The sequence below is a fragment of the Agrococcus sp. HG114 genome, from assembly GCF_024723325.1.
Taxonomy (GTDB): domain Bacteria; phylum Actinomycetota; class Actinomycetes; order Actinomycetales; family Microbacteriaceae; genus Agrococcus.
The window spans coordinates 1-11,721 of record NZ_JANQCH010000069.1; the positions used below are offsets into that span (position 1 = coordinate 1).

Consider the following 11,721-nt stretch of genomic DNA (forward strand, 5'->3'; position numbering starts at 1 on the left):
GAGCAGCGCCGCGCCGGCCTCGCCGATGTCGCGCCGATCGAGCGCCGCCTCGACCGCGTCGGGCAGGGCGCTGCCGCTCGCGTCGGCGAGCAGCAGCGCGAGGGCGCGCCAGCCCGCGACGTCGGCGGCCACCGCATCGCTCGACTCGCGCCACGCGGCCGTGGCGCGCTCCGTCTCGATGCGGGCGCCCTCACCCGTCAGCAGCGGGGCGCCATCGGGGTCGACCCGCACCGACTGCGCCGTGACGGCGCCTGCCGTCGCGCCGATCGCGTGCAGGGCGCCGATGGCGTCGGCGACCGGCGCGAGCGCCGTGACCGCCTCGCCGGGCTCCGGCCGGCCCCGCACGAGGAGCCAGGCGGCGAGGTCCTCCGGCACGAGGGGCCGCACGAGCACGACGCCGTCGTCGGTCGCGACGTCGAGGATCGGCAGCAGGTGCGGGTGGTCCGCGGCCAGCAGCGCCTCGACCTCGCGCGCCACGGCGCCCTCCTCCCCCGGGCACGACCGGTGGAGCTCGACGCCCTGCCCCGACGCATCCGCCGCCACCCACACCTCGCGCTCGGCGGTGCGCCGCAGCGCTCGCACGAGCGGGTAGCCCGCGATCGAAGCCCCGTCGTGTTCCACCTGCGCGACGATGCCACCGGCGGGCGCTCCGGCGCGCGGGATCGGCGGGGCGCTGTGGAGAGCGGAGGGTGCGCGCGCCGGTATCCTGGTCGGCATGGCACGCGACACCGAGAAGGAGCCCGGCAGGCTCAAGACGATGTGGTCCATCTTCCAGATGACCCGCAAGAACGACCGGCTCGCCCTGCCGCTCATGCTGCTCGCGTTCTTCGGCCCGATCGTCCTCGTCACGGTGCTCGCGATCGTGTTCCAGCAGGACGTGCTCTTCTTCGTGCTCTGGGTCGTCTCGGGCGTGCTCATCGGCCTGATGCTCATGATGATGACGCTCACCTGGCGGGCCGAGAAGATCGCCTTCGCCCAGATCGAAGGGCGCCCGGGCGCTGTCGGGGCGGTGCTCAAGAACGGGCTCCGCGGCAACTGGACCACGAGCGAGATGCCGGTCGCCGTCAACCCGCGCACGCAGGACGCCGTCTACCGCGCGGTCGGCAAGCCGGGCGTCGTGCTCATCGCCGAGGGCCCGCGCGAGCGCGTCACCCGCCTGGTCGGCGAGGAGCAGCGGAAGGTCAAGCGCATCGTGCCCAACGTGCCCGTGCACGTGCTCGAGATCGGCCCCGACTCGTCGCTCGAGCTGCGCAGGCTCACGAAGTCGATGCGCCGGCTGAAGAAGACGCTCACGCGCGCTGAGGTCATGGCGGTCGCCAACCGGCTCACCTCGCTCGGGCAGGCGAGCCTGCCCATCCCGAAGGGCATCGACCCGCGCCGCGTGCGGCCGGGCCGGCCCCGCTGACGTAACACCGCCGAAACATCGGCGTCACGGTCGGGCAACCGCTCCCGCGTAGCGTCGAGGCGAGGCATCCGCTCAACCAGAACGTCAAGTCAGGAGCACCATGTTCAAGGACCCCTCCGAGGCACTCGCCTTCATCAAGGACGAGGAGGTGAGGTTCCTCGACATCCGCTTCACCGACCTGCCCGGGGTGCAGCAGCACTTCAACATCCCCGCGTCGACGGTCGACGAGGAGTTCTTCTCGGTGGGGCAGCTCTTCGACGGCTCGTCGATCCGGGGCTTCGCGAGCATCCACGAGTCGGACATGCAGCTCATCCCGGACGTCTCGACCGCGTACCTCGACCCGTTCCGCGAGCAGAAGACGCTCGTGATGGTCTTCGACATCTACAACCCGCGCACGGGCGAGATCTACCACCGCGATCCGCGGCAGGTCGCGCACAAGGCGGAGCAGTACCTCGCCTCGACCGGCATCGCCGACACCGCGTTCTTCGCGCCCGAGGCGGAGTTCTACATCTTCGACGATGTGCGCTACGACGTGAAGCCGCAGGGCTCGTTCTACGCGCTCGACTCCGAGGAGGGCGCCTGGAACTCGGGCCGCGTCGAGGAGGGCGGCAACCTCGCGAACAAGACGCCGTTCAAGGGCGGCTACTTCCCCGTCTCCCCCGTCGACAAGCAGGCCGACCTGCGCGACGACATCGTGCTGAAGCTCGAGGGCATCGGCCTCCAGGTCGAGCGCAGCCACCACGAGGTCGGCACGGGCGGCCAGGCCGAGATCAACTACCGCTTCAACACGATGGTCAAGGCGGCCGACGAGATCCTCGCCTTCAAGTACATCGTGAAGAACACGGCGCAGGAGTGGGGCAAGACGGCGACCTTCATGCCGAAGCCACTCTTCGGCGACAACGGCTCGGGCATGCACACCCACCAGTCGCTGTGGCTCGACGGCAAGCCGCTCTTCTTCGACGAGCAGGGCTACGGCAACCTCTCCGACACCGCCCGCTGGTACATCGGCGGCCTCCTCGCGCACGCCCCCGCGGTGCTCGCGTTCACGAACCCGTCGATCAACTCGTACCGCCGGCTCGTGAAGGGCTTCGAGGCGCCCGTCAACCTCGTCTACTCGGCCGGCAACCGCTCGGCGGCGATCCGCATCCCCATCACGGGCTCGAACCCGAAGGCGAAGCGCATCGAGTTCCGCGCGCCCGACGCGGCATCGAACCCGTACCTCGCGTTCGCGGCGCAGATGATGGCCGGCCTCGACGGCATCAAGAACCGCATCGAGCCGCACGAGCCGGTCGACAAGGACCTCTACGAGCTGCCGCCCGAGGAGGCGAAGGACATCCCCCAGGTGCCCGGCACGCTCGAGGAGGCGCTCGTCGCGCTCGAGAACGACCACGAGTTCCTGCTCGAGGGCAACGTGTTCACGAAGGACCTCATCGACACCTGGATCGCCCTCAAGCGCGAGACCGAGATCCTGCCGATGGCGCTGCGCCCGCACCCGTACGAGTTCGAGCTCTACTACGGCGTCTGACGCACGCAGCTCGAGAGCCGGTCACCCGCGGGTGGCCGGCTCTCGGCGTCTGCGGATGCGGTGCGGATGCGCTCAGGCGGTGACCGAGTAGCCGCAGATCGGGCACGCCTCGAGCTCGCGCTTCCCCCAACGGGCGACGGGGATGAAGAACAGCGTGAACCGCTTCGACTCCCGGATGCGCTGCCACACCGCGGTGTTGCCGCAGCGGACGCAGGTGCGGGTGAGGCCCGGCCCCACCTCCTCCTGCTTGGGGCCGAAGCCGAAGATGAAGAGCATCGCGCCAGCGTAGGGATGGTTCCTGCGAGTCGGCCCGCGGCTCAGGCCTCGTAGAACAGGCGGTCGAAGACGCGGCGGGCGCGGCGCGTGACGGCGAGGTACTGCTCCTCGAGCGCGAGCGCCGAGCGGGCCGGCATCCCGATGAGGCGCGCGACCGCCTCGAGCTCGGCGCGGTCGTCGGGGAGCACGTCGATCGAGCGGGCGCGGGCGAGCGCGAGCCCGTTGCGGATGCGGGTCGCGAGCGTCCACGCCTCGCGCAGCGTCTCGGCATCGCGGTCGCCGATGAGGTCGGCGCGCGCGGCGGCCGCGAGCCCCTCGAGCGTCGAGGTCGTGCGCAGGCTCGGCTCGTGCCCCGCGTGCTGCAGCTGCAGCAGCTGCACGAGCCACTCGACGTCGCTCAGCGCCCCGTCGCCGAGCTTGAGATGCCGCCGCCGATCGGCGTTCTTCGGCAGCCGCTCGGACTCGACGCGCGCCTTGATGCGACGCACCTCGCGCGCCGCGGAGGGCGGCAGCTCCGCCGGGTAGCGGCGCTCGTCGATGATCGACATGAGCTCCCCGGCGAGCGCGGCGTCGCCCGCGAAGGGGCGCGCGCGCAGCAGCGCCTGGGCCTCCCACGGCTCCGACCAGCGCTCGTAGTAGGCGCGGTAGCTCTCGAGCGTCCGCACGAGCGGTCCCTGGCGCCCCTCGGGCCGGAGCCCCGCATCCAGCTCGAACGGCAGCGCGGGATCGGCGAGCGTCTCCTGCACCTTGCGGATCGCGCTCGTCGCCGCCGCGACCGGGTCGCCGTCGCCGCGCACGACGTGCATGACGTCGATGTCGCTGCCGAACCCGATCTCGCGGCCGCCCGTGCGCCCCATCGTGATCGTCGCGAGCTCGAGCCCCGCGGGCGTGTGCAGGGCGAGCGCGGCGTCCACGAGCGCCGCGGCGATCGCGGTGAGCGCGACCCCGACCGCCGACTCGTCGATGCGCTGCAGCGCGCTCGCGATCGCGACCCGCAGGTGCTCGCGGCGCCGCAGCGACCGCAGCCCGTGCCGCACGGCGTCGAGGTCGTCACGGTGCCGGCCGAGCACCGCCGCCGCCTCGTCGCGGAGGGCCTCCTCCGAGCGCGGCCGCAGCTGCTCGTCGTCGTCGAGCCACGACGCCGACTCGGGGATTCGCTCCATGAGCGCGCCGATGAGCCGCGACGACGAGAGCAGCGCCGTGAGGCGCCGCGCGGCAACCGGCGAGTCGCGCAGCATGCGCAGGAACCACGGGCTCTCCCCGAGCGCCTCGCTCAGTCGCCGGAAGGCGAGCAGCCCCATGTCGGGATCGACGCCCTCGGCGAACCAGCCGAGCAGCACCGGCAGCAGCAGCCGCTGGATCTGCGCGCGGCGGGTGACGCCGCCCGTGAGCTCGGCGATGTGCGCGAGCGCGCCGCGCGCGTCGACGTAGCCCGAGGCCTCGAGCCGCCGCGCCGCGTGCTCGGGGCTCAGCCGCACGTCCTCGTGGCCGAGCGAGGCGACCGCGCCGAGCAGCGGCCGGTAGAACAGCCGCTCGTGCAGCGACCGCACGGCGCGCCGCACCGCGTGCCAGCGCTCGGTGAGCGCGGCCGCGTCGGCGAGGCCCGCGGAGCGCGCGAGGCGCCGCAGCTCGTCCTCCTCGACGGGCATGAGGTGCGTGCGGCGCATGCGCCAGAACTGGATGCGGTGCTCGAGCACCCGCAGGAACCGGTAGTGGGCGCTGAACTCGTCGCGGTCCGCGCGGCCGACGATGCCGCGCGCGGCGAGCGCGTCGAGCGCGTCGAGCGTGCCGCGCCGGCGCAGCGACGGGTCGTCGGCGCCGTGCACGAGCTGCAGCAGCTGCACCGTGAACTCGATGTCCCGGAGGCCCCCGTGCCCGAGCTTCAGCTGCCGGGCCGCCTCCTCCGCCGGGATGTGCTCGCTCACCCGCTCGCGCATCCGCTGCACCGACTCGACGAAGCCCTCGCGGCTCGACGACTCCCACACGCGCGCGCCCACCTCGCGCTCGTACGCCTCGCCGAGCTCCCGATCCCCCGCGACCGCGCGCGCCTTGAGCAGCGCCTGGAACTCCCACGACTTCGCCCACCGGTCGTAGTAGGCGACGTGGGATGCGAGGGTGCGGGTGAGCGGGCCGTCCTTGCCCTCGGGGCGCAGGTTGGCGTCGACCTCCCACAGCGGCGGCGCCTTCTGGAACTGCGCGCACGCGGCGGTCGTCTCGCGCGCGAGGAGCGTCGCGATCGTCGTCGCGCGCGATTCGTCGACCCCGTCGGCCTCGTGCACCCAGATGACGTCGACGTCGCTGAGGTAGTTGAGCTCGCGCGCGCCGGTCTTGCCCATCGCGATGACGGCGAGGCGCACGCGGTCGGCGTCGTCGCCGAAGCGCTCGCGCGCGACGGCGCGGGCGATCGCGAGCCCGGCCTCGAGCGCGGCCGCCGCGAGGTCGGCGAGCGCGGCCGACACCGCGTCGACGTGCGCCTCGGGGTCGTCGAGCCCGAGGTCCCACGCGACGAGCTCGGTCACGTGCCGCCGGTACCGGCCCCGCATGGCCGCGATCGCCCGCTCGCGCGGCAGCGCCGCGACACCGCCTGCCGCCCCGACCGCCTCGAGCAGGCTCTCGACGTACCGCTCGGGCGACGCGGGGGGTGACGGATGCGCGGCGACGTCGAGATCCTCGGTGTGCCGCTCGAGGTGCTCGGCCATGCCGAGCGAGCCGCCGAGCACGCGCACGAGCGAGCCCCGTCCCTCGTCGTCGGCGAGCGCATCCGCGAGGTCGACGCCCGCCCGTGAGAGCCGCACGACCATCTCGAGCGCAGTGTTGGGGTCGGCCGCCCGGGACGCGGCCTCGACGAGCGCGGTCCGCGCGACGCCGCCCAGCGCATCCGGCAGCTCGGCGAGGCTCGCCTCGGCCCGGCTCGGCTCGCGGAACCCGAGCTGCGCCAGCCTCGCCCGCGGCGACGGGATGCGCATGGCGCTAGAGCGAGAGGAGATTCGACTCGAGCTCGACGCGGGTGACCTGCGCGCGGTAGCGCTGCCAGTCCTCGCGCTTGTTGCGCAGGAAGTACTCGAACACCTGCTCGCCGAGGGTCTCGGCGACGAGCTCCGACTCCTCCATGTTCTGCAGGGCGCGGTCGAGGCTCGCGGGCAGGGGCGTGAAGCCGAGCGCGCGGCGCTCCTTGTTCGAGAGCGCCCAGACGTCCTCGGTCGCCTCCTCGGGCAGCTCGTAGCCCTCCTCGATGCCCTTGAGGCCCGCGGCGAGCAGGACCGAAAACGCGAGGTACGGGTTCGCGGCCGAGTCGAGGCCGCGGTACTCGACGCGCGCGGACTGCGCCTTGTTCGGCTTCGACAGCGGCACGCGCACGAGCGCCGAGCGGTTGTTGTGGCCCCAGCTCACGTAGCTGGGAGCCTCGTCGCCCGACCACATGCGCTTGTAGGAGTTGACGAACTGGTTCGTGACGGCGGTGAACTCGGGCGCGTGGTGCAGGAGGCCCGCCATGAACTGGCGGCCGACCTTCGAGAGCCGGTACTGCCCAGCCGGGTCGTGGAACGCGTTCCGCTCCCCCTCGAACAGCGACATGTGCGTGTGCATGCCGCTGCCCGGCTGCCCCTCGAAGGGCTTGGGCATGAAGGTCGCGTAGACGCCCTCCTGGATCGCGACCTCCTTCACGACGGTGCGGAAGGTCATGATGTTGTCGGCGGTCGAGAGCGCGTCGGCGTAGCGCAGGTCGATCTCGTTCTGGCCGGGCCCGGCCTCGTGGTGGCTGAACTCGACCGAGATGCCGATGTCCTCGAGCATGCGCACGCTCGCGCGTCGGAAGTCGTGCGCGGTGCCGCCGGGCACGTTGTCGAAGTAGCCCGCGCGGTCGACGGGCTCGGGGTTGTGCACATCCGCGGACTTCAGCAGGTAGAACTCGCACTCGGGGTGCGTGTAGAAGCTGAAGCCGCGATCGGCCGCCTTCGCGAGCGTGCGCTTGAGCACGTGCCGGGGGTCGGCGGCGGCGGGCTGCCCGTCGGGGGTCGCGATGTCGCAGAACATGCGCGCGGTCGGGTCGATCTCGCCGCGCCACGGGAGCACCTGGAACGTCGACGGGTCGGCCTTCGCGATCACGTCGGCTTCGGCCGCGCGCGAGAGGCCCTCGATCGAGGAGCCGTCGATGCCGAGCCCCTCGGTGAAGGCGCCCTCGACCTCGGCGGGCGCGATCGCCACCGACTTGAGCGTGCCCAGCACATCCGTGAACCACAGCCGCACGAACTTCACGCCGCGCTCCTCGATCGTGCGAAGCACGAAGTCCCGCTGCTTGTCCATCCGAGTCCCTCCTGAATGCCTGTCCTCAGGCTAGTGGTCGCATCCGGGCCGGGCCTTGCGCCCCGGCGACGGCGGATCGGTCACCCGGTGCGCAGCCGTCCTCCCCGGGCGCTCGGCGGCGCACGGGGCGACCGATCCGCCGGGCAGCGACGCTCGGCCGTGCCGTTAGGCTCGGCCTCATGGCATTCAGCGACAGCGCGCAGGAGCCCGCCGCGCCCTACGGCGGCGCAGCGTCGAGCCCGAAGCGGGTCAGGATCCGGCACTTCCAGCAGGCGAAGCGCGACGGGGTGAAGATCGTCGGGCTCACGAGCTACGACTTCCTCTCGGCCGGCATCTTCGACCGCGCGGGCATCGACTTCCTGCTCGTCGGCGACTCGGCCGGCAACACGGTGTTCGGGTACGACACGACGCTGCCGGTGACGGTCGACGAGCTCATCCCCCTCACGCGCGCCGTCGCCCGCGCGGCGAAGCGGGCGCTCGTGATCGCCGACCTGCCGTTCGGCTCGTACGAGACGAACCCGCGCGAGGCGGTGCACACCGCGATCCGCTTCATGAAGGAGACCGGCGCGCACGCGGTCAAGCTCGAGGGCGGCGAGCGCTCGGCCGAGCAGATCCGGCACATCGTCGCCTCCGGCATCCCCGTGATGGCGCACGTCGGCTTCACGCCGCAGGCCGAGCACGGGCTCGGCGGGCACGTCATCCAGGGCCGCGGCGAGGCGGGCGCCGAGCAGCTGCTGCGCGACGCGAAGGCGGTCGAGGCCGCGGGCGCGTTCGCCGTCGTGCTCGAGATGGTGCCGTCCGAGTCGGCGCGCGCGGTGACCGAGGCGCTGTCGATCCCGACGATCTCGGTCGGCGCGGGGCCGCACTGCGACGGCCAGCTGCTCGTGTGGACCGACTGGGCGGGCTTCACGACGGGCCGCATCCCCCGCTTCGTCAAGCAGTACGCGCAGATCGGGCGCGACCTCGAGGAGGCCGCGAACGCGTTCCGCGAGGACGTCGCCTCGGGCGCCTACCCCGCGCCCGAGCACGAGTACGAGTAGCCCGGTGCGCGTCGCCCTGCTGCTGCGCGGCGTCAACGTCGGCGGCGTCACGGTGCGCTCTGCCGACCTGCGGGCCTCGCTCGAGGGCGCCGGGCTCGAGGACGTCGCGACGGTGCTCGCGAGCGGCAACGCCGTGGTGACGGCGACGGATGCGGCTGGGGCGGCGAAGGCGGCCGAGGCCGCGCTCGAGGGTCGCTACGGCAGGCGCATCCGGGTGCTCGGCGTGCCGGTGGCGCAGCTCGAGCGCATCATCGCGGGCTACCCCCACGGCGAGGACGACGAGCACACCCCCTACGTCGTGTTCGAGCTCGAGCCGGGAGTCGCGGCGGAGCTCGCCTCCCTCGAGCCGGGCGAGGGCGAGGCGGTCGCGCTCGGCGACGGCGTCGTGCACTGGTCGAACCCGAAGGGCACGACCCTGACGAGCCCGTTCGCGAAGGCGCTCGAGCGGCGCGCGAAGGACCGCGTCACGACGCGGAACCTCCGCACCCTGCGGAAGGTCGTCGCGGCCGCCTGACCGCTGCCGGGCTCAGCGCCCGTCGTCGTGCGCGTCGGGGGCGGGCGCGTCGTCGCTGCGGCGCTGGCCCCAGTCGTCGGCGGCGGCCTCCTCCGCGGCCCACGCGCGCGAGCGCTCCTTGATGATCTCCGGCGCCCGCGCCGCCTCCTCGCGCGTGGAGAAGGGGCCCGCCCGGTCGTAGCCGGGAGAGACCATGCCCTCCTCGACGACGCCCGTCTCGAGGTTGTACCAGAACTCGGCCATGCTCTCCCCCTCGCAGTCTCCGGCGGATCGCCCCGCCTAGGATGGCCAGTATGCCGAAGGACGCTCACGGCCGCCTGATCCCCGGCCGCATCTCCCCCGAGCGCCGCGTCGACGCATCCATCGCCCGGCCCGAGTACGTCGGGCGCCCGAAGCCCGCGAAGCACGCCGGCGGCGACGTGTACGACGAGGCGACGATCGAGCGCATCCGCTCAGCGGGCACGATCGCGGCCGACGCGATCGCCGCGGTCGGCGCGGCCGTGCGGCCCGGCGTCACGACCGACGAGCTCGACGCGATCGGCCACGCGTTCGTCACCGAGCGCGGCGCGTACCCGTCGACCCTCGGCTATCGCGGCTTCCCGAAGTCGGTGTGCTCGAGCGTCAACGAGGTCATCTGCCACGGCATCCCGGACGACACGGTGCTCGAGGCGGGCGACATCGTGAACATCGACATCACGGCGTTCAAGGACGGCGTGCACGGCGACTCGAACCGCACCTTCATCGTGGGCGAGGCGAGCGAGGCGGTGACGCAGCTCGTCGAGCGCACCGAGCAGGCGCTGCACCGGGCGATCAAGGTCGCGATGCCCGGCAGGCGCGTCAACGTCATCGGGCGCGCGATCGAGCAGTACGCCAAGCGCTTCGGCTACGGCGTCGTGCGCGACTTCACCGGGCACGGAGTGGGCACCTCGTTCCACTCGGGGCTCATCATCCCCCACTACGACACCGAGCAGTACGACACCGAGATGGTGCCGGGGATGGTGTTCACGATCGAGCCGATGCTCACGCTCGGCACGCACGAGTGGGACGGCTGGGACGACGGCTGGACGATCGTCACCCGCGACCGCTCGATCACCGCGCAGTTCGAGCACACGATCGTCGTGCGCGAGTCGGGCGCCGAGATCCTCACGCTCCCCTCCGCCTGAGGCCCCCGCCCACCGGGGCATGGCAGGATCGTCGATCGTGGCGAGATCCAAGGAGACCGCGGTCGGCGTCGACATCGGCGGCACGGGCGTGAAGGCGGCGCTCGTCGACGTGCGCGCGGGCACCCTGCTGAGCGACCGCGTGAAGGTGCCCACCCCCGCCGGCGGCGAGCCCGACGCCATCCGCGACGCGGTCGTCGAGCTCGTCGGGCGACTCGAGATCGGGCCGGACACCCCGATCGGCGTGACGTTCCCCGCGATCGTCCGCCACGGCCGCACGATGAGCGCGGCCAACGTGTCGAAGGCGTGGATCGGCCTCGCCGCGGAGCGGCTGTTCGAGGAGGCGCTCGGCCGCGACATCCACTTCGTGAACGACGCGGATGCGGCAGGCTTCGCCGAGGACCACTACGGGGCGGCGAAGGATGCGTCGGGGCTCGTCATCATGACGACGCTCGGCACCGGGATCGGCGGCGCCCTCATCTACAACGGCGTGCTCATCCCGAACGCCGAGCTCGGCCACCTCGAGCTCGACGGCCACGACGCCGAGACGCGCGCGTCGAACCGCGCGCGCGAGTCCGAGGGGCTCAGCTGGGAGGCGTGGGCGGAGCGGCTGCAGCGCTACTACAGCCACCTCGAGTTCATCTTCTCGCCGGACCTGTTCGTCGTCGGCGGCGGGGTGTCGAAGTCGGCCGACAAGTTCCTGCCGCTCCTGCAGCTCGCGACGCCGATCGTGCCGGCGAAGCTGCGCAACAACGCGGGCATCATCGGCGCCGCCGCCCTGGCGCGCGGCGTCTAGCCCGATCGGGTGAACCGGCCGGCCGATACGCCGGGTTCTGTCGTGGACGGCCATCTCTCTCGGGGATGCATCGCTGCAGCCCTCTAGCGACCTACCCGCGGATGGGACGAGCAGCCCCGTGATCCGCTGTCTGGTCTTGCTCCGGGCGAGGTTTGCCTAGCCGCCGCGCTCGCACGCGACGCTGGTGGGCTCTTGCCCCACCGTTTCACTCCTGGCCGGCCCCGGCCGAAGCCGTGGCCGGTGGACCTGCTCTCTGTTGCACTTTCTCGCGGGTTGCCCCGGGTGGACGTTATCCACCGCCCTGCTCTGCGGAGCCCGGACGTTCCTCGGCGCAGCTCCCGGAGGAGCCGCGACGCGGCCGCCTGGCCGACCGGTTCACGCTCCCAGGGTACCGGCCCGCGCCGACTACAGCCCGCTCTCCTCCGTGCGCACGAGGATCGCGGAGGAGTTGGGGTCGAGGATCACGTCGTCGTCGGCCGCCGAGCGGATCTGGTAGAGCTCGGAGGCGGTGAGCTCGACGCCCGAGGCGACCGACGTGCGCCGCTGCAGCAGCGTCGCACCGATGCCGTAGCGGGCGCGCTGGCGCTCGTAGAGGGCGAGCAGCTCGGGCGGCACGACCGCCGCGCGCTGCTCGCGCTCGGTGCGCGCGGCCGCGAGCTCCTCCTCGAGGCCCGCGGCGTCCCGGCCGCGCTCCGCGTCGAGG

10 protein-coding genes, 1 other RNA gene and 2 pseudogenes are annotated in these 11,721 nt (G+C 72.7%); 6 read left to right on the top strand and 7 right to left on the bottom strand.

From position 1 onward, the window contains the following. A pseudogene (locus NWP09_RS08150) lies at window positions 1-621 on the bottom strand (hypothetical protein); the annotation flags it as partial. A gap of 94 nt (window positions 622-715) precedes the next feature. On the opposite strand from NWP09_RS08150, the gene NWP09_RS08155 reads away from it, so the two are divergent. Both NWP09_RS08155 and glnA read left to right on the top strand, forming a co-directional pair. Continuing rightward, the gene (locus NWP09_RS08155; RefSeq protein WP_258275026.1) at window positions 716-1,405 is read left to right on the top strand and encodes a DUF4191 domain-containing protein; all 690 of its coding nucleotides are present in this window, start codon (window positions 716-718) and stop codon (window positions 1,403-1,405) included. 100 nt (window positions 1,406-1,505) lie between these two features. Continuing rightward, complete coding sequence (gene glnA / locus NWP09_RS08160) at window positions 1,506-2,930, top strand: type I glutamate--ammonia ligase (RefSeq protein WP_258275027.1); 1,425 nt, start codon at window positions 1,506-1,508, stop codon at window positions 2,928-2,930. Window positions 2,931-3,002: 72 nt separating this feature from the next. Here the strand turns inward: glnA and NWP09_RS08165 are convergent, their stop codons facing one another. From NWP09_RS08165 to NWP09_RS08175, 3 genes are read right to left on the bottom strand one after another with little or no spacing between them, the layout of a single operon-like run. Beyond that, window positions 3,003-3,206 (bottom strand): zinc ribbon domain-containing protein, encoded by a 204-nt coding sequence (locus NWP09_RS08165; RefSeq protein WP_258275028.1) that lies wholly within the window; start codon window positions 3,204-3,206, stop codon window positions 3,003-3,005. Window positions 3,207-3,247: 41 nt separating this feature from the next. After that, window positions 3,248-6,172, bottom strand: a complete 2,925-nt coding sequence (locus NWP09_RS08170; RefSeq protein ID WP_258275029.1) for a bifunctional [glutamine synthetase] adenylyltransferase/[glutamine synthetase]-adenylyl-L-tyrosine phosphorylase — start codon at window positions 6,170-6,172, stop codon at window positions 3,248-3,250. A gap of 4 nt (window positions 6,173-6,176) precedes the next feature. Next, on the bottom strand, window positions 6,177-7,508 hold the full coding sequence (locus tag NWP09_RS08175) for a glutamine synthetase family protein (protein ID WP_258275030.1): 1,332 nt from the start codon (window positions 7,506-7,508) through the stop codon (window positions 6,177-6,179). Window positions 7,509-7,687: 179 nt separating this feature from the next. On the opposite strand from NWP09_RS08175, the gene panB reads away from it, so the two are divergent. Further along, window positions 7,688-8,548: a 3-methyl-2-oxobutanoate hydroxymethyltransferase gene (panB, locus tag NWP09_RS08180; protein WP_258275031.1), complete on the top strand. Its 861-nt coding sequence runs from the start codon at window positions 7,688-7,690 to the stop codon at window positions 8,546-8,548. Window positions 8,549-8,552: 4 nt separating this feature from the next. Continuing rightward, window positions 8,553-9,062 carry a DUF1697 domain-containing protein gene (locus NWP09_RS08185; protein WP_258275032.1) on the top strand — a complete coding sequence of 170 codons (510 nt, stop codon included), beginning with the start codon at window positions 8,553-8,555 and terminating at the stop codon, window positions 9,060-9,062. 12 nt (window positions 9,063-9,074) lie between these two features. Here the strand turns inward: NWP09_RS08185 and NWP09_RS08190 are convergent, their stop codons facing one another. Continuing rightward, window positions 9,075-9,305, bottom strand: coding sequence for an SPOR domain-containing protein (locus NWP09_RS08190; protein WP_258275033.1), 231 nt, complete (start codon window positions 9,303-9,305; stop codon window positions 9,075-9,077). Between the two features lie 41 nt (window positions 9,306-9,346). Here NWP09_RS08190 and map point away from each other — a divergent pair, with 41 nt between their 5' ends. Then, window positions 9,347-10,225 carry a type I methionyl aminopeptidase gene (map, locus tag NWP09_RS08195; protein ID WP_258275034.1) on the top strand — a complete coding sequence of 293 codons (879 nt, stop codon included), beginning with the start codon at window positions 9,347-9,349 and terminating at the stop codon, window positions 10,223-10,225. 37 nt (window positions 10,226-10,262) lie between these two features. Continuing rightward, a complete protein-coding gene (gene ppgK, locus NWP09_RS08200) occupies window positions 10,263-11,018 on the top strand; it encodes a polyphosphate--glucose phosphotransferase (protein ID WP_258275035.1) in 756 nt (251 codons plus the stop codon). A gap of 10 nt (window positions 11,019-11,028) precedes the next feature. Here ppgK and rnpB read toward each other — a convergent pair. Together rnpB and NWP09_RS08210 are read right to left on the bottom strand one after the other, a co-directional pair. Continuing rightward, window positions 11,029-11,392: RNase P RNA component class A (rnpB, locus tag NWP09_RS08205), an RNA gene on the bottom strand. Window positions 11,393-11,423: 31 nt separating this feature from the next. Next, a pseudogene (locus NWP09_RS08210) lies at window positions 11,424-11,721 on the bottom strand (hypothetical protein); the annotation flags it as partial.

Bases quoted from the DNA above. Each gene is read 5' to 3' on its own strand.
- NWP09_RS08155 (WP_258275026.1), top strand. From the start codon at position 716: ATGGCACGCGACACCGAGAAGGAGCCCGGCAGGCTCAAGACGATGTGG.
- glnA (WP_258275027.1), top strand. From the start codon at position 1,506: ATGTTCAAGGACCCCTCCGAGGCACTCGCCTTCATCAAGGACGAGGAG.
- NWP09_RS08165 (WP_258275028.1), bottom strand. From the start codon at position 3,206: ATGCTCTTCATCTTCGGCTTCGGCCCCAAGCAGGAGGAGGTGGGGCCG.
- NWP09_RS08170 (WP_258275029.1), bottom strand. From the start codon at position 6,172: ATGCGCATCCCGTCGCCGCGGGCGAGGCTGGCGCAGCTCGGGTTCCGC.
- NWP09_RS08175 (WP_258275030.1), bottom strand. From the start codon at position 7,508: ATGGACAAGCAGCGGGACTTCGTGCTTCGCACGATCGAGGAGCGCGGC.
- panB (WP_258275031.1), top strand. From the start codon at position 7,688: ATGGCATTCAGCGACAGCGCGCAGGAGCCCGCCGCGCCCTACGGCGGC.
- NWP09_RS08190 (WP_258275033.1), bottom strand. From the start codon at position 9,305: ATGGCCGAGTTCTGGTACAACCTCGAGACGGGCGTCGTCGAGGAGGGC.
- map (WP_258275034.1), top strand. From the start codon at position 9,347: ATGGCCAGTATGCCGAAGGACGCTCACGGCCGCCTGATCCCCGGCCGC.